20 protein-coding genes and 1 pseudogene are annotated in these 19890 nt (G+C 68.7%); 14 read left to right on the top strand and 7 right to left on the bottom strand.

What is annotated here, in order from left to right:
• Positions 1 to 149: 149 nt before the first annotated feature.
• Positions 150 to 449, top strand: a complete 300-nt coding sequence (locus DDF67_RS23995; RefSeq protein ID WP_109455264.1) for a hypothetical protein — start codon at positions 150 to 152, stop codon at positions 447 to 449.
• Here DDF67_RS23995 and DDF67_RS24000 read toward each other — a convergent pair.
• Together DDF67_RS24000 and DDF67_RS26440 are read right to left on the bottom strand one after the other, a co-directional pair.
• Positions 439 to 855 (bottom strand): thermonuclease family protein, encoded by a 417-nt coding sequence (locus DDF67_RS24000; RefSeq protein WP_109455265.1) that lies wholly within the window; start codon positions 853 to 855, stop codon positions 439 to 441. The two genes, DDF67_RS23995 and DDF67_RS24000, sit on opposite strands and share 11 nt — an antisense overlap.
• Positions 856 to 986: 131 nt before the next feature.
• A pseudogene (locus DDF67_RS26440) lies at positions 987 to 1250 on the bottom strand (DUF736 family protein); the annotation flags it as partial.
• A 316-nt stretch (positions 1251 to 1566) separates the two neighbouring features.
• Between DDF67_RS26440 and DDF67_RS24010 the strand changes: the two are divergent.
• Positions 1567 to 1884, top strand: coding sequence for a DUF736 domain-containing protein (locus tag DDF67_RS24010; protein ID WP_109455267.1), 318 nt, complete (start codon positions 1567 to 1569; stop codon positions 1882 to 1884).
• A 372-nt stretch (positions 1885 to 2256) separates the two neighbouring features.
• Positions 2257 to 2592 carry a DUF736 domain-containing protein gene (locus tag DDF67_RS24015; RefSeq protein WP_109455268.1) on the top strand — a complete coding sequence of 112 codons (336 nt, stop codon included), beginning with the start codon at positions 2257 to 2259 and terminating at the stop codon, positions 2590 to 2592.
• 11 nt (positions 2593 to 2603) lie between these two features.
• On the opposite strand, the gene DDF67_RS24020 is transcribed toward DDF67_RS24015, so the two are convergent.
• On the bottom strand, positions 2604 to 3098 hold the full coding sequence (locus DDF67_RS24020; RefSeq protein WP_146198083.1) for a helix-turn-helix domain-containing protein: 495 nt from the start codon (positions 3096 to 3098) through the stop codon (positions 2604 to 2606).
• Between the two features lie 334 nt (positions 3099 to 3432).
• Between DDF67_RS24020 and DDF67_RS24025 the strand changes: the two genes are divergently transcribed.
• The 4 genes from DDF67_RS24025 (at position 3433) to DDF67_RS24035 (ending at position 7262) form a co-directional block, all read left to right on the top strand.
• Positions 3433 to 4005 carry a GntR family transcriptional regulator gene (locus DDF67_RS24025; RefSeq protein WP_199229326.1) on the top strand — a complete coding sequence of 191 codons (573 nt, stop codon included), beginning with the start codon at positions 3433 to 3435 and terminating at the stop codon, positions 4003 to 4005.
• Positions 4006 to 4076: 71 nt separating this feature from the next.
• Positions 4077 to 4205, top strand: coding sequence for a hypothetical protein (locus DDF67_RS26295; protein WP_269845476.1), 129 nt, complete (start codon positions 4077 to 4079; stop codon positions 4203 to 4205).
• A gap of 544 nt (positions 4206 to 4749) precedes the next feature.
• The gene (locus DDF67_RS24030) at positions 4750 to 5400 is read left to right on the top strand and encodes a lasso peptide biosynthesis B2 protein (RefSeq protein ID WP_158278107.1); all 651 of its coding nucleotides are present in this window, start codon (positions 4750 to 4752) and stop codon (positions 5398 to 5400) included.
• Between the two features lie 2 nt (positions 5401 to 5402).
• Complete coding sequence (locus DDF67_RS24035) at positions 5403 to 7262, top strand: lasso peptide isopeptide bond-forming cyclase (RefSeq protein WP_109455272.1); 1860 nt, start codon at positions 5403 to 5405, stop codon at positions 7260 to 7262.
• Here the strand turns inward: DDF67_RS24035 and DDF67_RS26345 are convergent.
• The 4 genes from DDF67_RS26345 to DDF67_RS24055 all read right to left on the bottom strand — a co-directional run bounded on the left by DDF67_RS26345 (position 7148) and on the right by DDF67_RS24055 (position 14313).
• A complete protein-coding gene (locus DDF67_RS26345; protein ID WP_109455273.1) occupies positions 7148 to 9598 on the bottom strand; it encodes a S9 family peptidase in 2451 nt (816 codons plus the stop codon). The genes DDF67_RS24035 and DDF67_RS26345 overlap by 115 nt on opposite strands.
• 38 nt (positions 9599 to 9636) lie before the next feature.
• Positions 9637 to 12564: a TonB-dependent receptor gene (locus tag DDF67_RS24045; protein WP_233247753.1), complete on the bottom strand. Its 2928-nt coding sequence runs from the start codon at positions 12562 to 12564 to the stop codon at positions 9637 to 9639.
• A gap of 229 nt (positions 12565 to 12793) precedes the next feature.
• On the bottom strand, positions 12794 to 13792 hold the full coding sequence (locus DDF67_RS24050) for a FecR family protein (RefSeq protein WP_109455275.1): 999 nt from the start codon (positions 13790 to 13792) through the stop codon (positions 12794 to 12796).
• Between the two features lie 14 nt (positions 13793 to 13806).
• Positions 13807 to 14313 carry an RNA polymerase sigma factor gene (locus DDF67_RS24055; RefSeq protein WP_158278108.1) on the bottom strand — a complete coding sequence of 169 codons (507 nt, stop codon included), beginning with the start codon at positions 14311 to 14313 and terminating at the stop codon, positions 13807 to 13809.
• A gap of 150 nt (positions 14314 to 14463) precedes the next feature.
• Here DDF67_RS24055 and DDF67_RS24060 point away from each other — a divergent pair, with 150 nt between their 5' ends.
• From DDF67_RS24060 to DDF67_RS24090, 7 genes are all read left to right on the top strand, one after another.
• A complete protein-coding gene (locus DDF67_RS24060) occupies positions 14464 to 14808 on the top strand; it encodes a helix-turn-helix domain-containing protein (RefSeq protein ID WP_109455277.1) in 345 nt (114 codons plus the stop codon).
• A gap of 160 nt (positions 14809 to 14968) precedes the next feature.
• A complete protein-coding gene (locus tag DDF67_RS24065; RefSeq protein WP_109455278.1) occupies positions 14969 to 15718 on the top strand; it encodes a DUF2285 domain-containing protein in 750 nt (249 codons plus the stop codon).
• 121 nt (positions 15719 to 15839) lie between these two features.
• Positions 15840 to 16136, top strand: a complete 297-nt coding sequence (locus tag DDF67_RS24070) for a helix-turn-helix transcriptional regulator (protein WP_109455279.1) — start codon at positions 15840 to 15842, stop codon at positions 16134 to 16136.
• Complete coding sequence (locus DDF67_RS24075; RefSeq protein ID WP_109455280.1) at positions 16133 to 16591, top strand: DUF2840 domain-containing protein; 459 nt, start codon at positions 16133 to 16135, stop codon at positions 16589 to 16591. Before DDF67_RS24070 ends, DDF67_RS24075 begins: the two co-directional genes overlap by 4 nt.
• Positions 16588 to 17100 (top strand): S26 family signal peptidase, encoded by a 513-nt coding sequence (locus DDF67_RS24080; protein ID WP_109455281.1) that lies wholly within the window; start codon positions 16588 to 16590, stop codon positions 17098 to 17100. The genes DDF67_RS24075 and DDF67_RS24080 overlap by 4 nt, the downstream gene beginning before the upstream one ends.
• The gene (locus DDF67_RS24085; protein WP_109455282.1) at positions 17100 to 17939 is read left to right on the top strand and encodes a lytic transglycosylase domain-containing protein; all 840 of its coding nucleotides are present in this window, start codon (positions 17100 to 17102) and stop codon (positions 17937 to 17939) included. Before DDF67_RS24080 ends, DDF67_RS24085 begins: the two co-directional genes overlap by 1 nt.
• A 229-nt stretch (positions 17940 to 18168) precedes the next feature.
• Complete coding sequence (locus tag DDF67_RS24090; RefSeq protein ID WP_109455283.1) at positions 18169 to 19881, top strand: relaxase/mobilization nuclease domain-containing protein; 1713 nt, start codon at positions 18169 to 18171, stop codon at positions 19879 to 19881.
• Positions 19882 to 19890: the final 9 nt, after the last annotated feature.

Raw genomic sequence — 19890 nt, forward strand, 5'->3', positions numbered from 1 at the left:
CCCGCTTTCTTCGACATCGTGTTCACGGGCGGCCGATCCTTTGGGATCGGCCGCCTTCCTTTGTGCGCCGTCGCTGGCTCACAGGGATCGCGATAGGTGTTGGCTTTCAAGGGGCGCGGGCGGGCAAGGAATCGTCTATCGCCGCCGCCATGACCCAAGCTGAGATCGACAGCCTTCTGCAGGCCATGCAGGACCAGTTCGACAAGACCGGCGACGACGCCGATCGGCCGGGCGTCATCACGTTCCAGACTGACGAGTGGATCGGCAAGAACCTGCCGACCTGTTGCACGGCGATCTGGCGCGGCATCCGCTATCGCGGCATTCGCATCCTGGCAGCAAGGATCGGGAGACTCGGGTCTGGACGCGGGGAGAAGCGGCGGCGGCGGGCCAGAATGGCGAGCCCTACGAGGACCTCAAGACCATCGCCGACGCGGCCGTCTAGCGCGTGACGCGCGTCTGGCCCGAAGCCCAGACGCCGCGTCGGGCTTGCCTGGCTTCGGCCTCGGCGCTGGCGTAGGCGCCTTTGCTGTAGCGGCGGTATTCGGTCGTCAGGCCCGAGCGGATCAGGGCGGCGTTGATGTCGGGCGAGGCGTCCGACCAGCACCGGGCGACGTGGCGGCCATAGCGGTCGTGATCGACGACCCGGCAGCCCACCCGACCCCGTGTCAGGCTCACCAGAAGGTCGCGGGCTTCGTAGGCGAGCGGCTCGGCCGGCGTCTTTCCCCGCTTAACCTCGGGCGCATCAACGCCGTAGAGCCGGACGCGATCGGCGCCGCAGCGAAGCGTGTCGCCGTCATGAACCTGTGGGGCGGTGCAGGCGATGATGGCGGCGGCGAGCAAGGCGGGGGCGGGCATGGCCTTCCTATAGCCGAGCCTTGGCCTTTGGACAGCGCCGCGCCCGCCCCTCCGGAAGGCAGGGCGGGCCGGCCGTGGCCGCCGGTCCTCGCGGGGAGCATTGCCGCGCAACCGGACCAGGGCTGGGCGTCATCGACCTCGACCAGCGTGATGTTGACGGCGGTGGCGAACGACAGATCGTCCGGCCTGACCGACAGGTAGTCCTTTTCGTCGCGGCTGGTCTTCTTCCAGGCCGCGCCCAGCTCGACCATATCGGCCAGGCGAAAGCGCAGAGCTCTCATCGCCGGGCTTCTCGACCGGGCGGATCTGGCTGGCCTTGAGGTCGAGGTCAGGGCGGTGAGGGCGCCGGTGTGCGCGCCGCCAGCCTGGGCGGTGAAGGCGTCGACAGTAGCCAGGTGGTCTCTCCAGGAGGTCTGAGCCGGGCGCGTCGACCGCGTCCTCTTCTGGCCTGATCTGGACCAGGACCGGTCCGTCGCCGCAACCTCGGCGGCCGATTTTCTTCCCCTGGGGCTCCACGGCTTTCAGCCGGCCCCATTCCTCGCGAGACAAGAAACTCTTCGCCTTCGGTCCTTCGCCGAGGCTTCGGGAGCGCGCCCCCATGTCTGCCTTGAGGGGAGGGCGCGCTCTGCGGGCCGGACATCGGCCCCTGGTCCTCCGGATCGCCATCGAGGCCGCGATCGGCGCGGCCCGGTTCAGACCGGAGAGACCACCATGGCTACCATCGGCACCTTCACCGCCCACGCTGACGGCTCGTTCACCGGCGCCATCAACACCCTGACCATCAACCTCAAGTCCGTCCAATTCCGCCCGGTCGAGAAGACCAACGACAAGAGCCCGGACTTCCGCCTCTATGCCGGCAAGGCCGAGCTGGGCGCGGCCTGGAAAAAGACCAGCCGCGACGAAAAGGACTACCTGTCGGTCAAGCTGGACGACCCGTCCTTCGCCGCCGCCATCAACGTCGCCCTAGTCGACATCGACGGCGTCCAGACCCTGGTCTGGTCGCGCAGCAACGGTCCCCGCGAGGACTGACGGCCACGGCCAGCCCGCCCCGCCTACCGGCGGGGCGGGCGCGGCGCTGTCTTTTTGCTGGAGAAGAGAAGGGGCGGCTAGGCGTCCGAACCGTCGTTTCTACGCCATGGCCTGTCTTTCTACGACGCAGCCCAGCGCCCCCTTGAGGGCCTGAAGTTCTGGGGTCAGAACGGTTTGGCGGGACCCGCGAGGACGCTTCCATCCGCCCGCCAAAGCGTCCGCTTCGCTCCCCGCGCGCCGCCGATCCTGTCTCCCCCGCGGCGATCGGCAAGGCGGCGGCCCGATCCCAAATCCCGGCGCTCCCCCCGCCGTGATCGGGCCGCCGCCGACCGCCAGACGGCTCGGCGGGCCTCAAGCGAAAGGTTCGAAGAGATGACCACCATCGGCCACCTGCATCGCGACGGCGCCGACTTCGTCGGACGCCTGGAGACCCTGACCCTGGACAAGGACTTGCGCCTGGTCCCCGCCACCAAGTTCTCGGTCAGGGCGCCGGACTTCGACATCAAGGTCGGAGCGGCCGAGGCGGGGGCGGCCTGGCGCGTGAGCGACACCAGCGGTGCGGTTCTCAGCCTCAAGCTCGACGACCCCAGCTGGCCCGAACCGATCAACGTCCGGGCCATGGCCAGCGAGGATGGTGAGTTGCCGCTGGTCTGGATCCGCCGGATCGATCCGCCTGCCGCCGCCGCGCCCGGCCCAGCGCCGGGCTAACCGCGCGGCGCCTACTCGTCTTCCGCCTCCTCGGGGTCCTCGTAGAGCTCGTCCAGGGAGGTCTCCAACCACGCTTCCATGGAAGCGGCCCGCCGATCCAGGAACTGCTGCAGGTGCTCGCCCGTCTTGCGCATGCCCAGCAGCACCTGGGTCGATGGTATCAGGCGGATGCGGTCGCCCAGGGTCCGCCATAGCTCCACGAAGCTTAGCCAGCCAGTCATCAGGAACTTGCTGCGCATGACGACGATGGCGATCTTGGGATTGCCGTACATCACCGCCAGGACGATGCCGATGGCGTCGCTGCGGGTGGCCTTGGCGAAACGCCGGATCTTCCAGAGGTCGAAGTCGCCCTTGCCCTTTTCGAAGTCTTGATAGGTCCGCAGGCCCACGCCCATCTTCAGGGCGATCTCGATCGAGGTCATCCGCCGCTCTTGCTTGATCGCCTTCAAGGTGCGGGCAAGAAGACGGGCTTGCCGGGCGAGCGGCGCCATAGGCGAGCCAAGCATGCGACGCTCCGTACTGATCAACTTCTAGATGATTGTCGGCTACCTGACGTGAGCGCTAGTCCGCCCGTGCGGCCGCACGCGTAAAAACCGTCTGTGCACGTCGGGATTGTTGCTGAAATTGACCGAGCGGTCGGATGGGTGGGCGGCTTGCCGCAAAACCGGCAATGATCTGCAATTTGGCAGGCAGGAAATCAGCGACACGCGACCGATACGCTGCCGGTGCGACTCAGCCGCCGTCAAAAGTTCTGACCTGACCGGGGCCAATGGCGGGCCAAGCTCGACGGCCCTGCCGCCCACGCTCAGCATGGCTGACTCTGGCCAGGAGCCCGTCTTGGTGCGTGATCGCGACCCCTTCGACCGAACCCTCGAAACCCTGCGCCGCCGCCTGGCGCAGGCCGGTCCGATGCAGGGCGCGCCCTTGCCGATCAGCGGGCTGGCCGAAGAGTTGGGCGTGAGCCCCACGCCGGTCCGCGAGGTGCTGGCGCGGCTGGCCGGCGAGGACCTGATCGTTCGCACGCCCCACGGCTATGCGGCGCTGCTGCACGATCCGGCTCGGGTCGCGGAGCTCTACGACCTGGCCGGCGTGCTGGTCTGCGCCGTTGTCCAGGCCCGGGGCATGGACCTGGCGCGTTTCGATCTCAACACGCCGTTGGCCTCCGCCCAGGCTGCGCCCAACCGCGCCCTGGCTCAGGCCTGCGCCAGGATCGAGGCGCAACTGGCCCCGTTGGCGCGGGCCGAGGCGGAGCTTTTCGGCGCCGCGGCCGGCGCCAAGCCTCCACTCACGGCAGGCGCGAGCCCGCGGACGGCGCTGGCCCGGGCGGTGCGCCGGCATTTCGCGCGTCGCGCCGTCCAGAGCGGCCGCATCCTCGCCGTGGCCCTGGGGCTGATCAAATCTCCCCGAATATAGGTTTGAATATAGCAATCGCAGGTCGTGTCATTGGGGAGCTGCAATCGGCAGCATCTTGAAGGAGCACGATCATGACCAAGAAGAACGCCACCCAGCGCCAGCGGCTGGTCCGCGTGGGCGAGGCCGCCCGCCTGACCCAGGGCTCGTTCGTCGGCCCGCCCGAGGCCCTGAATCCCACGGGTCGCGAGATCCAGGGCTGACCCCACCGACGACGGCGCGCGAAGGCGCCAAGGCCTTCGTCGCGCCGGCGTTTTTTAACCAATCCCGCATAAGTGCGGCCTAGTCCAGGAAGGACTGTCCGATGACCAAGTCGCTTCGTCTGATCCGCCTCGGCGACGCCCATCGCCTGACGCAAGGCACCCTGTCTCCGGGCCTGCCGGAAGACGTGCTGCCCGGCCACTACATGCCCGGCTGATCCGTCGGGAGGCGGAGCGCGGGCGGATTCAAATATAGGTTTGAATATACGTCCGCGCGCCCGCCTCCTTGTCCATGCCGCGCCTTAAGCGGCGGGACGGGATGGGAGCTGCCGGTGAAATCTCCATTTCGACTGATCCGATTGGGCCAGGCCCATCGCCTTACGCGCGGCGCGCTCGTCGGCTTGTTGCTGGAGGACACCAGCGTCGCCCGGTACGACCCGGCCTGATCCAAGGGGGAGATCGGAAGCTGAATAGGATCCGTGGGCGGCCTCTGGGGGGGGGGGGCGAGGCCGCCGCGCACTCACACGACGACCTTCAGGAGCAGACCATGGGACTGTGGCTGAGCGCGGGCGTCCACGCGGTCGTCATCGACCAGGACGCCGTCTTTCTCGACGTCGACAACAACGCCTACTTCTGCCTGCCAGGGATTGGCGAGGTGCTTGGGTTGGAGGGGCGTGTCCTCACCGCATCCTCGGACGCCTTGGCCGAGGACCTGATCGCGGCGGGATTGGCGGCGGCGACGCCGAACGCCGAGCCGGCCCTGACGACCCAGCCGCCCCTGCGCACCGCTCGCGCCGTTCTGGAGGACCTGGCGCCGACGGAACGACGCAGGCCGCGTATGCGCCATTGGCGGGGAGCCATCGCGGCCGGCCTGGCCAGCCGGCTGGCCGAGCAACGCCCCTTCGCCGCCAGGCTGCCGCCGGCTTCAGGTCTGCGCGCGCCGGTCGCCAGCCCCAGGCTGCTCGCCGATCTGGACGCCTTCCGGAGCCTACAGCCTTGGCTGCCGTTCGACGGGGCCTGTCTCTTCCGCAGCCAGCTCCTGCGCCACTATCTGATGGGCCTCGGCCACCAGGTCGACTGGATCTTCGCGGTCCGCACCTGGCCCTTCGCCGCCCACTGCTGGCTTCAGGCCGGTGATATGGCCCTGGATGACGAGGCCGAGCGCCTCGTCGCCTACCATCCGATTATGGTCCGCTAGCCATGGACTACGTCGTCCTTACCCATCCGCCCGGCGTCGCCTCGACGGCCTTCGACGAGATGGTCCAGGCCCTGGTCGAGAGCGACGGCTGGAGCCTGGCCCATCGGTCGTTTCGCCTGGCGGTCCTGACCGAGGGCCAGATCACGACGCCGGTGCAGCCGTTGAACAGCCGCGCCGGCGTCGTGGGCGTCTTGGTCGGCCGAGTGTTCGACCGCGCGGCGACGCAGGCCGGCGAAGTGGCTTCAGCCAATCTCGAAGGCCTGGGCGAGATCGATCCTCTGGAGGCTTGTGAACGGCTCATCAGCGGCGCCTGGGGCGGCTATGTCGGGGTTTGGATCGGCCATCCCCGCGAGGGGCCGACACTGCTGCGCGATCCGTCGGGCGATCTTGAAGCGCTGTTCTGGCGGCGCGATGAGGTCAGCATCTTGGCCTCGCGTCCGATTACCGGGCGCGCCGGTCCCGTTGACCTGGCGATCGACTGGACCCGGATCGGGCAGATCATCGCCGACCCGATCAGCGCCGCGCTCGGCGCGCCGCCTCTGAAGGGCCTCTCGGCGCTCGATCCGGGCGTCGCCCGACATGGCCGAGAGGCGGCGGACCGAACCCTGCTCTGGAGTCCGGCCAGAGTGGTGCGCGCTGGAGGCGGCCGAACTTGGCCAAGCCGCGAAAGCCTGCGCCAGACCGTGGACGCCTGCGTCGCGGCGCTGGCGACGGGCGGGGAGCGGGTCGTCTGCGAGGTGTCCGGTGGACTGGACTCGGCCATCGTCGCCACGAGCCTCGCAGCCCGCGGCCTGGGCCCTCATGGCCTGGTGAACTTCTACGGCGACCAGCCCGAAGCCGACGAGCGCCGCTACGCCCAGGCCATCGCCGAGGGCATCGGCTTCCCGCTTCGCACGGTGCGGCGCGAGGTGTTCGCCTATGACGCGGCGATCCTGGAGGCCAGCGGCCGGGCGGCGCGGCCCAACTTCAACGCCCTGGATCCCGGCTATGATACCGGCTTGATCGACGCGCTGGCGGCCGCCGAGGCCAAGGTGCTGTTCACTGGCCACGGGGGCGACACCGTCTTCTATCAGGTCGCCGCCAGCGCCCTGGCCGCCGATCTGCTGCGCGGCGCCCCCTGCGAGGGATCGCGGCTCCAGCGCCTGGAAGAGGTGGCCCGGCGAACGCGGCGGTCGATCTGGAGCCTGTCGCTGGAGGCGCTGACCGGCCGGCCCTCGACCGTGTCGATCGAGGGCCAACTCTTGCGCAAGGAGGCCGAGCAACTGCGGCGGGTCGGGGTGACCCACCCGTGGGTCGGTGACCTGGCCGGGGTGTCGACGGCCAAGCGGCGGCAAATCCGGGCCCTGGCGTCCAACCTCAACGCGACGGGGGCGGCCGGACGCGGGCGTCGGGCGCGGATCGTGCATCCTCTGCTGGCCCAACCGGTCGTGGAGGCCTGCCTGGCGATCCCGGCTCCGGTGCTCAGCGCCGGTGAGCGCGAGCGCAGCTATGCGCGTGAGGCCTTCGCCGACCGACTGCCGCGGATCATCGTGGAGCGGCGCTCCAAGGGTGAGATCAGCGTCTTCCTCAATCGAAGCCTGGCGGCCAGCGGTCCCTTCCTGCGCGAGTTTCTCCTGGACGGGCGGCTGGCCGCGCAGGGCCTGATCGATGGCCTCGAGCTCGACGCCGCGCTCGAGCCCGAAGCCATCGTCTGGAAAGACGCCTCCCGGGAGATCCTGACCGCCGCGGCCCTGGAGGCCTGGGTGCGTCACTGGGAGGGACGGATCGCGGGCGAGGCCGTGTCGAGCGCCTCAGTGGCTTCCGATCCAGCCGGTGGCGAGACCGGGCCCAAGGCGTCGGCCAGAAAGGCGAACGCTCGCTGATGCAGATCGCGCAGGTTGGCGGGATTGGCCACCACGTGCCCCTCGCCGCGGTAGTAGAGCAGTTCTGCGTCCTTGCCTTGCCGCGACAGGCCCTGGAACACGGCGGCGACCTGGGTGGGGTCATAGTCCATGTCGCCATAGATCAGCAGCACCGGCGCTGTGATCTTGTCGAGGTGGAAGAGGGGGCTGTTACGGACATAGCGGTCCAGCGCCGCCCAGGGCGTGGCGCCCATCCGGCCCTGGCCGCCTTCCGCCCAACCCTGCATGCCCGTCAGGGTCATATAGACTTCGGGGACGGCGAGACTGGCCGGGCGAAGGTTGCCATGGATGGTGATAAAGTCGGCCGGAGGCGCCGAGGAAATCACCGCCTTGAAGCGAGGCGATTGGACCGCGACCATCAGCGCCGTCCAGCCGCCGAAGCTGTGCCCCCAGACGGCCAGGCGGTTGGGCGAGAACGCCGGGTGTTGGGCATGCGCCGCATCGACCACAGTGAGCATCGCTTCTGCCAGGCCCGTCGCCGGTTCGTCCTCAAGGCCGATCGGCAGGCTGGGAACCAGCACCGCATAGCCTTGGGCGACCATGAGCTGGACGTTGGTCAGCGGCGAGACCGTGCCGGGCTCGAACCAGGCCGGGGGACGATCGTAGCGATCGCCGGCATAGGGCACGATGATCAGCGGGCGCGCGTCGCCTGGCTTGTGACTTGCCGGGAGATAGAGCCAGCTGGTCAGGGCCTCGCCATGAAGACCCTTGTGCTGGACGGGGACCGGCTGGGCGAAATCAACCTCGCTGAGGCCGGTATTGATGGTCAGCAGCGGGCGCGGCGCGGCCTTGGGTCGGTAGAGCGTCAGGGTTCTGACCCCGTGAACGTCCTTGACGATGGCGGCGGCGTCGCCATGGGGCGAGGTCGCCACGAGCTTGGCCTCGGGGGGGATCGGGGCGGCCGGCTGCGAGCGTCCGTTCGGGGTCATCATCCGCGCGGCAGCGTCGAGGGTCCCGACGACCCGATCGCTCACCTGGCCAGGGAGGCCGCGCGGGGTTTGCCACGCGATCGTGGTGGGCACGATGATGCCGGCGCGGCCGTTTCGACCCAGCCGCACCAGGCCGGACCCGCTGCTGATCAGGAGCCCGTTGTCGTCGATCGCCAGGGCGCGGCCCTGCGGTGGTGAAAAGGCGCGGGTCAGATTGACCGGGCCTGCGCTGGTCAGCCGCCACCAGTCGGGACGGTCGGCGTCGGCGGCCTTGGCCAACACGGCCGGGTCCGAGCCCAGCCAGGCGACTTGGCCAGTCAGGTTGGCGATGCCGCCGCCCATCACCATGTTGACGCGCAGCGCCGGCGCCTGGATCGACCAGTCGCCTCGGACGTCAAATCGCCAGTAGCCGTAAGGCGCGTCGAAGGCGGGGCCATCCCGCGCGGCCGCGACCAGCGTCTTGCCGTCGGGGGACCAGGCCCAGGTGCCGGGCGCCAGGTCGCAAGCCGGGCAGGGCCGCGTGACCGCGCCGCTGTCGAGATCGACTAGGGCCAGGCGGCGGCGACGGTGGGGGCTGGAGAACCGGACCACGCCGATGGCGCCGTCGGGCTGGATGAGTTCGCCCTCCTGGCTGGTGGCGACCGTCTTGCCGTTCGGCGAGATCAGAAGCTCGAAGAACGGGCCGGCGGCCAGGGCTCGGGAGCGGCCGGTCTGGGTGTCGTAGATGGCCAGCCCGTAGTCGGGCGGTGGTGGGTTGAGATCGGCAAAGCGCCCCGCGCCGAGCACCACCCCTGAATAGGCGCCGCGGCCATTGGCGGCCCAGGCCGCCGCGGTGCGCGCCTGGGTCTGCCATCCGGCGCCCAGGAGGATGGAGGGCGCCTCGGGCGCACGCGTGATCGCCACGACCTCGTGGTCGTTGCGCCAGCGCGCCTGCGCGGTCCAGACCTCGGGATCCACGGTCAGGCCCGACCACGAGACCGCGCCGGTCGCCAGGGTCGCCACCCCCATTTCGCGCCGGTGGTTCTTCAGGCGGAACACCAGCAGGCGTGATCCGTCCGGTGAGACGGCGCCGAAGGTGTCTCCCGCCTTGGGATCCTCGGCCAACAAGGCGCGGGGCGCGGATGAAGACCGAAGATCGATGACGAAAATCCGGCTGGTGGTCGCGTGGTCGAGGAACTCGTGGTCGAAGTTGGGGGCGTCCTCGTATCGGCCGTAGCGCTCGGCGATGAGCCAGCGGCCATCGGGCGAGAAGGCCGCGCGGCCGAAATCCTCCAGAGCAAGCTGGTCGTCGATGGTGAACGGGCGGCCCGCCTGCGCCTGCGTGCCGATGAGCACGCAGGCGAGCGCCACCCCTGCGAAAGTTCGCATGGCTGAAACCTTGAAAGTGTTCGAGGGATGGAAGGGGGCTACCAGGCCTTGGTCAGCTGCAGGGCCACCACCCGACCGGTGACGTCGTAGTTGGCGGCGTCGAAGCCGACGCCCTGCGGCAAGTCGTAGAACGGCGGGTCATTGTCGAAGAGGTTCTGCACGGTGAGCGCCAGGTTCAGTCCGTGGAGCAAGCCGTCCTTGGCTCGCGAGGCGTACTGCAGTTGCAGGTCCGCGGTGGTCTGGCTGGCGAGCCGTGCTCCGGCGCTGGTGTAGAGGTCGCCGGTATGATTGAGCGACAGCGTGCTGGTGAAGGGACCATGTATCCAGCTCGCCGAGACCCGCGCGCGCAGATCGGCGGGGTTTTCGGCCATGCCGGCCAGTTCGGTCTTCTGCGCGGCCGAAGTGACCCGTCGCGAGTACGACATCAGCCAGGAGAGGTTGCCGCTCAGCACCACCGGATCGTTGAACGCCGTCAGCCGGTAGCTGCCCGTCAGGTCCAGGCCCCGGACCTCGAAGGTCCCGGTGTTGACGTATCGGGCGTCGGCGATCGCGCCATAGGCCTGAGGCTGGTAGAGCGAGGCCGCCGCCGAGGTCGCCAACTGCAGGTGGGACTGCACGAGCGCCAGGTCGGCGGCGTTGCTGGCCGGGCTGATGAACTGGCGGAACGGCGCCAGATCGCTGGCCGTCAGCACCGTCGACAGGTTGTTGATCGCCGGCTGGCCGATCCGATTGCGGAACTTGGTGTCGAACAGCGTCGCGGCGATGCGGATCTTCGGATGAGCGGCCGGCGCGTATTCGAGCCCCGTCGACCAGGAGGTCGCCGTTTCCGGCCTGAGGTCGGGATTGCCGCCGTAGAGCAGCAGCGTCAGCACGTTGGCGCCGTTGACGGTCAGGTTCACCGGCGTGGCCTTCTGGGCGTCGGTCAACTCGCCCAGCGACGGCGCGCGAAACGAGCGGCCATAGGTGCCTTTCAGGGTCCAGTCCGGGATCGGCGACCACACAGCGCCAAACTTCGGCACCGTGCTTTCCGTCCCCCCTTCGTAGTGCTCGGTTCGCACGGCGGCGGACAGCTCCAGGCGTTCAAACCCTGGACGCCGGTACTCTTCGCCAAACAACGGAACACGCACTTCGGCATAGACAGAGCCCACCGTGCGCTCGCCGCGCCGTAGCGTGATCGGGGTCGGCAGCAGGCCCGAGGACCATGTGGACCCAGAATACTTCAGGCCTTCGGTGCGCATCTGCGCGCCGACCGCCAGCCGCACCGCGTCTGCGGGCAGGCGCCAAAGCGGTCCGTCGGCGGCCAGGCTCGCCGTGTCGAGCCGGCCCACCGTCTGGGTCAGCTGATAGCCTTGGGTGATGAAGGCCAGGACGGCGGCGTTGTTGCTGCCCGTGCCGATGTAGGGATTGAAGTAGCCATCCCGCGCGGCGCTGTAGGCGGTGGCGGGATTGTCGGCCGTGTTGCCCAGCGCCTCGTTCAGGAAGGTCGAGTTGAGCATGCCCGACGCGCGGAAGGATCCCAGTTCTTCGGCATGCAGAACGTAGGCGTCCAGCCGCCAATCGGCGGGCAGGTCGATCTTGGCGCCGAGGGTCAGGCTGCGCGATTGCACCTCGCCCGCGGTCTTCGTGCCCCCCGTCTCATTGGCCAGCGAATAGGCGATGTAGTTGCTCGTCGCACCGTTGGGGGAGACGAAATAGGGGTTCTTCGTCGAGACGGTCATGATCGTCATCGGCGCATAGCCCAGCGTGGAGTAGCGCCGATCGCTGTAGCGCGCTTCGGCGTTCAGCGTGACGTGGGCGCCGACCGCCTGCGACGCGGCGAAATAGATGCTCCCGCGCTCCTGGGTCGGCAGGATGTCGGTTCCCTGGCGGTAGTTGAAGAGGTTCTGGCCGGCGGTGAAGTCGCTGGGCGTCAGCTGCGTGCCGTCCTGGCCCGCCGGGATCGCATAGCTCGGCGTCAGGGCGTAGGTCACCGGATCGACCGTCAAGACCGTGCCGGGTTGGCTGTAGTAGAGCCGATGGTCCGTGCCGCCGAGGGCGCGCAGGTCGGTGCTGGCGGTGTAGTCGCGCCGCGCGCTGGCCAGGCTGTTGCGGCGCTGGACCTCCGCCGACACCAGCACCGATCCGCTGGACCAGCTTTTGCCGAACGTCTGGGCCACTTGATACTGCCCAAGGTCGCCGTGCGTCGATCCGCCAAGCCGCATGCGCGTTTCGGCCCCGTCGTACCGGTCGCGCATGACGAGGTTGACCACGCCGCCCACCGCGTCCGAGCCGTAGAGGGCCGACGCGCCGTCGGTCAGCACCTCAATCCGCGCGATCGCCGAGAGCGGGATCATCGACACGTCGGCAAAGTCGCCCATGAGCCCCGCGCCCGCCAGCCTGCGGCCATTGACCAGCACCAGGGTCGCGTCCGGGCCGAGGCCGCGCAGGTTCACCGCCGTCGAGAAGGCGCTGTTGGTGTTGGTCGGGTCCGAGCCGACCATCGTCACGTCGTCGGCGGTGGTCCCGCCGAACGCCTGCGGCAGGCTCGTCAGCGCGTCGGCGACCGTCGCGTAGCCGCCCCGATCAATGTCGTCGCGCCCCAGCACGATGACGGGCGAGGGGCCGTCCTTCACCCCGCGGATGTGGCTGCCGACCACGACCTCTTCGAGCTCGGTGACGTTGTCGTCGGCGGCGACGGGGCGGGGATCGACCGTCTGCGGCGGCAGCTTTAGCGAGATCGCCGGGCGTTGGTCGGCCACCGGCAGGCGCGATGGGCGAAGGACCAGCACGCCTGGGCGGGCCCGCTGCACCTCTATGCCGCTACCGGCCAGCAGCAGGTCGAGCGCCTCTCGTGGCGTCATCTGGCCGTGGACGGCCGGCGCGCGACGACCGGCGACAAGCTGGGTCTGGAAGAAGATCTTGACGTGACCCTGGACGCCCAGGTCGACCAGCGACTTGTCCAGGGGACCGCTGGGCAAGGAGATCATCGCGCGCTGCTCTTCGACCGGCTGAGGCGCGGCCAAAACCAGACACGGAGCACTGAACGCGAGCACAGCCAGCGAGGCGCCGACCAGAAAACGCTTGGAGAACCGACCCATACAAACCCCCGGTGACGCCGGGCGCGATCCTCATGATGCGCTTATGACCGGCGGCCTTGCGGGCGGAGACACGCGAGGGGCGGCTCGTTGGTAGCGAGCCTGCGAAATAATTATGTCATCAAGCGCCGGAGCGGGGCCGTAGTTCCATGCCGCCATCGGGTTTGCGGTGGGTCTGCAGGTCGAAGCTCATCGTGACCGCGGCCACGAACTCTTCCTCGCCGCCAGGCGCGAACACGCCGCTGATCCGAGCGTCCCGCGGCACGCCGGCGCCCAGCGTGATCTTGGTCTGCTCGTAGCGGTTCATTTCGGCGACGGCCTGGGACAGTGCGACGTTGTGGAAGGTGATGACGCCGTTCGTCCAACCGCTCAGGGTCGCGACATCGACCGCCACGGGGTGGGCCGCGGTTGCGCCAGGCGCCAAGGCAAGCGCCTGGCCGGGCGTCAGGGTCCAGCTGGCGTGCTGGGCGTCCTGCTGGCTGACTTTCACTCGCCCCTGGGCGAGCGCGACGATCGCATCTGGGCCATCGTGGCGAACGTCGAAGCGCGTGCCGATCGCGCGCACTTGCATGGGGCCGGCGCGGACGAGGAACGGGCGAGCTGCATCGTGGGCGACATCGAAGAAGGCCTGGCCCTTGACCAGGGTCAGGCGTCGCTCGCCGCCGGTGAAGCGCACCTTCAGCTCGGTGTCGGTGTTGAGTAGCACCGTGGAGCCGTCGTCGAGGTGGGCGGTCAGCCGGCCGCCGACCTCGGTCTGGTAGGTCTTGGGCTGCACGGCCAGCCACACGACCAGCGCCGTGGCGAGCGCGCCCGCGACCGCCATGCCGCTCCATAGCCGCGGCGAGGACGGCCATTTGACGGCTTTTTCCGCGGGAGGCTCTGGCCTTGGCCGTGTCAGGATCGCGCGCGTCGCCGCGCGGAAATCCGGATCGTCGCGAAGGTCGATCGCCTGTTGGCTGATTTCCTCGATCTGGCGATAAGCGGCGCGGTTGCCCGGGTGTTCAAGCCATTTTTGGAAGCGCTCGAGGTCCTCGTTCTCAACCTCGGTGTCGCTCAGGCGCGTGAACCATGCCACCGCCTCGTCTTCCTGACGGCGGGTCATTCGTCGGTCGTCGATCATGTCCAGCGTCCGCTCTAGTCCCGCATCGCCTTCGAGGTTCGCTTCAACGCCATGCGCATCCGATGGTGAACGGTCGTTCGCGGAATGCGCAACTCGATGGCGATCTCCTCGTAGGTCATGCCCTCGACGTGGTTGAGCATAAATACTTCGCGCAACTCGTCGGGCAGGGCCAGCACGATCTGTTTGAAGGTGACCGCCTGCTCCTGGGACGGACTGATCGAGTTGATTTCGAGCGTGGATGCGCCGATGTCGTCAGCGACCTCGTGATAGCGATCGCGCCGCAGGTTCGACGCCAGGTTTTCGGCGATCCGAATGAGCATCGCCTTGGGATGGCGAAGCGTCCCGGCCGCCTCGTAGGGCGCCGCGCGTAGATAGCTTTCGTGCACGAGATCGTCGGCGGCGGCGTCGCCATGCCGACGGCGCATCAGCGCGCGGAACCACCGGTCATGACGCTTGAAGAGTTGTTCGAGCGAGTCGGTGAGCGAAGGGCTAGGCGGGGCAGGCGGTGAGGTGACGTCCACTGAAGCAGGTCCGAACAACGATCAGCCCACAGAATCCTACGGATCTTATGGCGTGTGAATACGTAAAACGCCGATATACGTATTTTAGAGCCCTGTGTGCCTGTGCGCCCCAAGCGGAAACTTCTCGCTGGAAGAGCGGGGCGCGTACCGATGGCGAGTTTGCGGGAACAGGTCGGCGATTTGATACGCCACCATCGTGACCGCGCCGATCTGAACCAAAGCCAACTCGCCGAACGCATCGGGATGTCGCAAGAGACCATCAGCCGAATTGAGCGTGGCTTGTTGGCTCCGAGCTTTGAAACGTTGGTCGATCTTGCCAGTGCCTTGAACGTCGACGTCCGCGACTTCTTTGCGGTGGGTGATTTCGTCGCCCGGGACGGTCGCGATGATCCGTTGGTCCGCTTGGTTGGAAGACTGACTGAGCTTTCCAACGACGACGTGGAATGGGTCGATCGATTGGTCGCCACGGCGCTAAGCCGAAAGGTTCGCGGCTAGAACGGCGCCGGTTTTAGCGCAGCTAATCGACACCCTACGCGCAGCGAATTGACGTCGGTCTCGCGACTCGGCGCCGATCGCAGGACGCGACGCCTTATCGATCCACGATTTGCCATGGCTCAGCTGGGCTCGACGGTGGAGCCTCTGGCGCCATGGTCGCATGGCCGCGTCCGTCGCCTCGTCGGGATCAGGGCAGCCGCCCCCACAGCGTTCTGGTGGGGGCGCCGTCCGCTCGACCACGGCGCCGGGCCTGGCTTGGGAGTTTCTTCGCCGCAATCCCGGCTATCGTGCGGACTATGCCCATTGGCGGTGCGCGCCTGAGGCTCCTATCGATCGGCGCTGGGGCCTGCGTTTCGCCGCCGACCCGCAGCTGGCGGCCGAAGATGCCCAGGTCTTCTGGTTGCCGGAGGTGGCGCCAGGCGTTGTCCTTCGCCTTGAGCGAAGGACGGGCGAGGACGGGAGCGCCGCCCATCGGGCGTTGCCCAAGGGCCTGCTCGTCCGCGCCGAGGACGGCCTTCATCTGCGCACCGACTGGGGCCTGCAGGTGCTGGTGCGCGGCGAGGATCGACCCGACGCGCCGCTCTTCGTGGCGCTGTCGTTCGATGAGCATTTGCGGCTGCGCGTGCGCGCCATCGACGCGCTGGAGCGCCTGGCCGCAGGACGGCCGCCACCCAAATCCCATCTGTCGGCGGCGCAATTGGCGCGCATCGGTCGCTGTCTGACAGCTCTGGATGGCGACCTGGCCGGGGACAGCTACCGTCAGATCGCGGGCCGCGTTTTCGGTCTGGCGGCGCTGGCGCGCGAGCCCTGGAAGACCGCCACCGTTCGGGCGGCCACCATCCGTCTGGTGCAGACCGGACGGGGCCTGATGAACGGAGGCTACTTCAAGCTCCTGCACGGCGGCCTCTAGGGCAGGGGAGGGGGTGACGAAATCCGGTCCCCCGGTCTTCGTCATCCCTCAGCGCCGGACCCCTACGCCAGCCTATCCGAACGACGCCGGACCTATCCGGGCGTCGCTCGAGGATATGCCGATGACGCAGACCGATGGGGCAGCGCCGCTCCGCCACCTCAAGACTGCGGAGGCCGCGCGCTTTTTGGGCCTCTCGCACCGCACGATGGAGAAGCACCGGTGCTACGGTACGGGCCCGGTCTATCGAAAGATCGGCGGCCGGGTCGTCTACGCGATGGACGACCTTCTGGCCTGGGCGCGTCGCGGCGCGCGCACTTCGACCCATGATCCGAACGCCCAGATCGTGCCGCCGGCGCGCCGGCCCGTGGCGCCCGCGCCGCCCCTGGGCGCGCAATCGGGCGACGGAGGTGAGCCATGATCACCCAGGTCGAACTTCTCTGGCTTGAAGGCCAGATCGAACGCTGGATCCGCTTTGGACGTCCGGCGGGGGAGCACATCATCGATCGCCGCGCTCGCCGGCTGGACTTCATTCCGGGTGCGGTGTTCGCCCTGGTCCGTTGGCGGTCGGGCGACTACGGCACCGTGGAATCCCGCATCGCTGTTCTGCGCGCGGTCGCGCCTGGCGAGGCGTTCACCACCCATCCCTTCGTCGCTCCCGGCGCGGAGATCCTGCTCAACATCAGCGGCTGGTCCAAGGTCCAGGCGGTGCTGTCGGCGATCGACGTGATCGAGGGGCAGGGGCTTCGACCCGAGGATGTCGCGCCCGACCACTGGCGCCATGTCGGCGCGCGCATCGGCGTTGGACTGCCGCCGCGCGGTTACGATCGGGCTCGTCATCGCGCCTGGCTCCTGCGTCGGAGGCTCGGGCGATGAGCAGCGGGCGAGGTGGCGTTCTGGTCGCCGTCTGCTCCGCGAGCGCGCTGCTGACGGTCAGCTGGATATGCGCGCCGGCCAAGCGCTTGGTGCTCAACACCACGGCCAGCGCGCCGATGGGTTTTTACTGGATGAGCACAGGGCGCGCGGAGGTCGGCGACCTGGCGCTGGTCCGGCCGCCGCGTCCGCTTGCCCGGTGGCTGGCGGCCCGGGGATACCTTCCGCTCAATGTGCCGCTGATCAAGCACGTCGCGGCGCGCGGCGGGCAGTCGGTTTGCGTGCGCAGGGAACGTGTCGAGATCGACGGCCGTCTCGTCGGCCAGGTGCTCAAACGCGATCTCGTGGGACGCCCCCTGCAGGGCGCCCGGCTGTGCCGCCGCCTGACCGCCGACGAGATCTTTCTCTTCAACGGCGAGGCGCCGCGGAGCCTGGACGGCCGCTATTTCGGACCTTTGCCGCGCGCCTGCGTCGCCGGCCGCCTGCGGCCGCTCTGGACGTGGGAGCGCTGATGATGCGCCTCCATCCTCTCCTTTCCTTGTTCGGCCGTCTTGCCGCGCCTTTCCTCGTCCCGGCCAAGACCGCGTCGGCGGCCGCGCGCAGCCGCGGTCAAGGGCGGCCGTCTGGCCGGCGCGTCTTGCGCGCTTCCCTTGACGGCGGCGAGCCCGGCCGCAAGCTTGGGAATTATGGGACGTCGGCGAGAACGCCGCGCGCAAGGCGCGCGACCGCTTGTCTGATGGCCTTTCTGCTGGGCGCGGGGGCGACCGTGGGCGCCAATGGGCAGGCCGCCGTCGGCGCACACTCGGCGCCATCGGTGGCCGAAGCGGTGGAGGAAGCCTCAGCGCGATTTGGCGTTCCGAAGGCGTGGATCGAGGCGGTGATCGCCGCCGAGAGCGGCGGCGATCCCGCCGCGGTTTCGCCCAGGGGCGCGATCGGCCTGATGCAGCTGATGCCCGCCACCTGGCGCGAATTGACCGCGCAATTGGACCTCGGAGGGAACGCCTTCGATCGCCGCGCCAACATCCTGGCCGGGACCGCCTATCTGCGCCGGCTCTATGATCGCTTCGGCCCTGGAGGTTTCCTGGCCGCTTACAACGCGGGGCCGACCCGATACCAGGCCTTGCTCGACGGCGGTCGGAAGCTGCCGGCCGAAACGCTCACCTACGTCGCCGCCGTGGAGGCCAGGATTGCACGGTCGGGCGGCGCGGCCGCGTCGATCAATCGTACCCGGCCGCAGGATTGGCGCGCCTCAGGCCTCTTCGTATCGAGGCGACCGGAGATGCGGGACGACCGGGCCGGCGCGACGATGATCACCCTCGTCGAGAGCATCGACCCGGACGTTCAGCCATGATCGCCGGGCCGCCCTGGGGAAACGTTCGGGTCTGGGCAAGTGGTGGGAAGGGGGAGAACACCAGGGCAGGGGAAGATGGCGAGATTAAAGGGCCGGGACCTTTTGGGTCCATGGCCTTGATGGTGCTCAGCAAATTCCGGGACCGCTCGCGACGGTCGGGTCCCGGATTTCCAAGGTTTTCTCGTCCTTTCAGCGGCTTGTCCGGGACCGTGCGTCCAGGAGGGGCGCGATGAAGGAAGACAACGAGTTTTTCCTTCGCCTGGGCCGGATCGGCGACCAGGGCGTGAGCGCGGCGCCTCGCCAGCGCGGTTTCGTCCAAGAGGTTCTAGGCGCGGCGCGCCGTAGCGGCCAGGGCGCATTGGATCTGAAGGGCCGTGGTCGATTCCGGCGCTCGGGCCGGGGGCGTGACGCGGCCCGGCGCGGTGGCCAGGGCGGCCGGCGCGTGATCGTCAAGGCGCGGATCGTCCGTCACAAGGGCAGCCGCTATCGGGCCGCGCCCTTGGCCATGCATCTCCGGTATCTGCGCCGGGAAGGGGTGACCCGCGATGGCGCGCCGGCCGAGATGTTCGATCGCGATGGCGTGGCCGACCACGACGCCTTTGCCGAGCGGTGCAAGGACGATCGCCACCATTTCCGGTTCATCGTCTCGCCGGAGGACGCCGGCTCGCTCGACGACCTGCGCGCCACCACCCGCGATCTGATGGCCCAGGCCGAGAAGGACCTGGGCACGCGCCTGGACTGGGTGGCGGTCGACCATTGGAACACCGATCACCCGCATGTCCATATCCTGATCCGGGGCGTGGCCGAGGAAGGGCGCGACCTCGTCATCGACCCCGACTACATGACCAACGGCCTGCGCCAGCGCGCCCAGGCTCTGGTCTCTCTTGAGCTGGGACCGCGCACGCCCGCGGAGATCGCCGCCAGTCTCGACCGGGAGGTCGAGGCCGAGCGCTGGACGAGTTTGGATTGCACCCTTCGGGGGCGTATCGATCCCGATGGCCTGGTCGACCTGCGGCCCGAGGCTGGCGGTGGAGGCGTGCCGCCGCGATTGATCGGCCGGGTCCAGCACCTGCAGCGACTAGGCCTTGCGGAGGATCACGGCGGGCGCTGGCGGCTGGTCGAGGATCTCGAACCCCGGCTCAAGGCGCTGGGCGAGCGGGGCGACATCATCAAGACCCTGCACCGATCGATCCGCGAGGCCGACCGCGACTTGGCTGTTCTGCAGATTCAGGCCGACACATTGGAGGCGCCGATTGTCGGCCGCCTGGTCGATCGGGGTCTGCACGACGAGTATTCCGGCCGCGCCTACGTCGTGGTCGACGGCGTCGACGGCCGGCTGCATCACTTCCGATTTCGCGACCTGGGCGCGACGGGGGACACGCCCATTGGCGGCCTGGTCGAGGTGCGCACGCGGCAGGTCCCAGGCGAGAAGCCCAGCCTCGACCTTGTCCATAGGTCCGATCTTTCCCTCGACCGCCAAGTGGGCGCTCCGGGCGCGACCTGGCTAGACCGTCAGCTGGTCGTGCGCGATCCCACGCCCCTGGTCGACAGCGGGTTCGGGCGAGAGGTCAAAGACGCCTTGGATCGGCGTCGCGCGCATCTGAGGGCGACCGGTTTGGCCGACCGGTTGGGCCGTCCTCGGGCTGGCCTCATCGCCGGCTTGCGCGCCCAGGAGCTGGCCCGGGTTGCCGACAACATCGCGCGCGAGACCGGCAGAACCTGGAACAAGACCAAGGCCGGCGACCCGATCAGCGGCGTCTATCAGCGCCGCGTCGACCTGGCGTCCGGGCGCTTTGCGGTGATCGACGATGGGTTGGGCTTCCAGCTCGTGCCCTGGAACCGGGGATTGGAGGAGCGGCTGGGCCAAGAGGTGAGGGGCGTCGTCAGCCAGGACGGAGGCATCGACTGGGCTCTGGGGCGCAAGCGGGGGATCGGGCTTTGAAAAGCGAGA

This window comes from Caulobacter endophyticus, assembly GCF_003116815.1.
Classification (GTDB): Bacteria; Pseudomonadota; Alphaproteobacteria; order Caulobacterales; family Caulobacteraceae; genus Caulobacter; species Caulobacter endophyticus.

Coding starts and splice junctions, on each gene's coding strand:
- DDF67_RS23995 (WP_109455264.1), top strand. CDS start 150: ATGACCCAAGCTGAGATCGACAGCCTTCTGCAGGCCATGCAGGACCAG.
- DDF67_RS24000 (WP_109455265.1), bottom strand. CDS start 855: ATGCCCGCCCCCGCCTTGCTCGCCGCCGCCATCATCGCCTGCACCGCC.
- DDF67_RS24010 (WP_109455267.1), top strand. CDS start 1,567: ATGGCTACCATCGGCACCTTCACCGCCCACGCTGACGGCTCGTTCACC.
- DDF67_RS24015 (WP_109455268.1), top strand. CDS start 2,257: ATGACCACCATCGGCCACCTGCATCGCGACGGCGCCGACTTCGTCGGA.
- DDF67_RS24020 (WP_146198083.1), bottom strand. CDS start 3,098: ATGCTTGGCTCGCCTATGGCGCCGCTCGCCCGGCAAGCCCGTCTTCTT.
- DDF67_RS26295 (WP_269845476.1), top strand. CDS start 4,077: ATGACCAAGAAGAACGCCACCCAGCGCCAGCGGCTGGTCCGCGTGGGC.
- DDF67_RS24030 (WP_158278107.1), top strand. CDS start 4,750: ATGGGACTGTGGCTGAGCGCGGGCGTCCACGCGGTCGTCATCGACCAG.
- DDF67_RS24035 (WP_109455272.1), top strand. CDS start 5,403: ATGGACTACGTCGTCCTTACCCATCCGCCCGGCGTCGCCTCGACGGCC.
- DDF67_RS26345 (WP_109455273.1), bottom strand. CDS start 9,598: ATGCGAACTTTCGCAGGGGTGGCGCTCGCCTGCGTGCTCATCGGCACG.
- DDF67_RS24045 (WP_233247753.1), bottom strand. CDS start 12,564: ATGATCTCCTTGCCCAGCGGTCCCCTGGACAAGTCGCTGGTCGACCTG.
- DDF67_RS24050 (WP_109455275.1), bottom strand. CDS start 13,792: ATGATCGACGACCGACGAATGACCCGCCGTCAGGAAGACGAGGCGGTG.
- DDF67_RS24060 (WP_109455277.1), top strand. CDS start 14,464: ATGGCGAGTTTGCGGGAACAGGTCGGCGATTTGATACGCCACCATCGT.
- DDF67_RS24065 (WP_109455278.1), top strand. CDS start 14,969: ATGGCCGCGTCCGTCGCCTCGTCGGGATCAGGGCAGCCGCCCCCACAG.
- DDF67_RS24070 (WP_109455279.1), top strand. CDS start 15,840: ATGACGCAGACCGATGGGGCAGCGCCGCTCCGCCACCTCAAGACTGCG.
- DDF67_RS24075 (WP_109455280.1), top strand. CDS start 16,133: ATGATCACCCAGGTCGAACTTCTCTGGCTTGAAGGCCAGATCGAACGC.
- DDF67_RS24080 (WP_109455281.1), top strand. CDS start 16,588: ATGAGCAGCGGGCGAGGTGGCGTTCTGGTCGCCGTCTGCTCCGCGAGC.
- DDF67_RS24085 (WP_109455282.1), top strand. CDS start 17,100: ATGATGCGCCTCCATCCTCTCCTTTCCTTGTTCGGCCGTCTTGCCGCG.
- DDF67_RS24090 (WP_109455283.1), top strand. CDS start 18,169: ATGAAGGAAGACAACGAGTTTTTCCTTCGCCTGGGCCGGATCGGCGAC.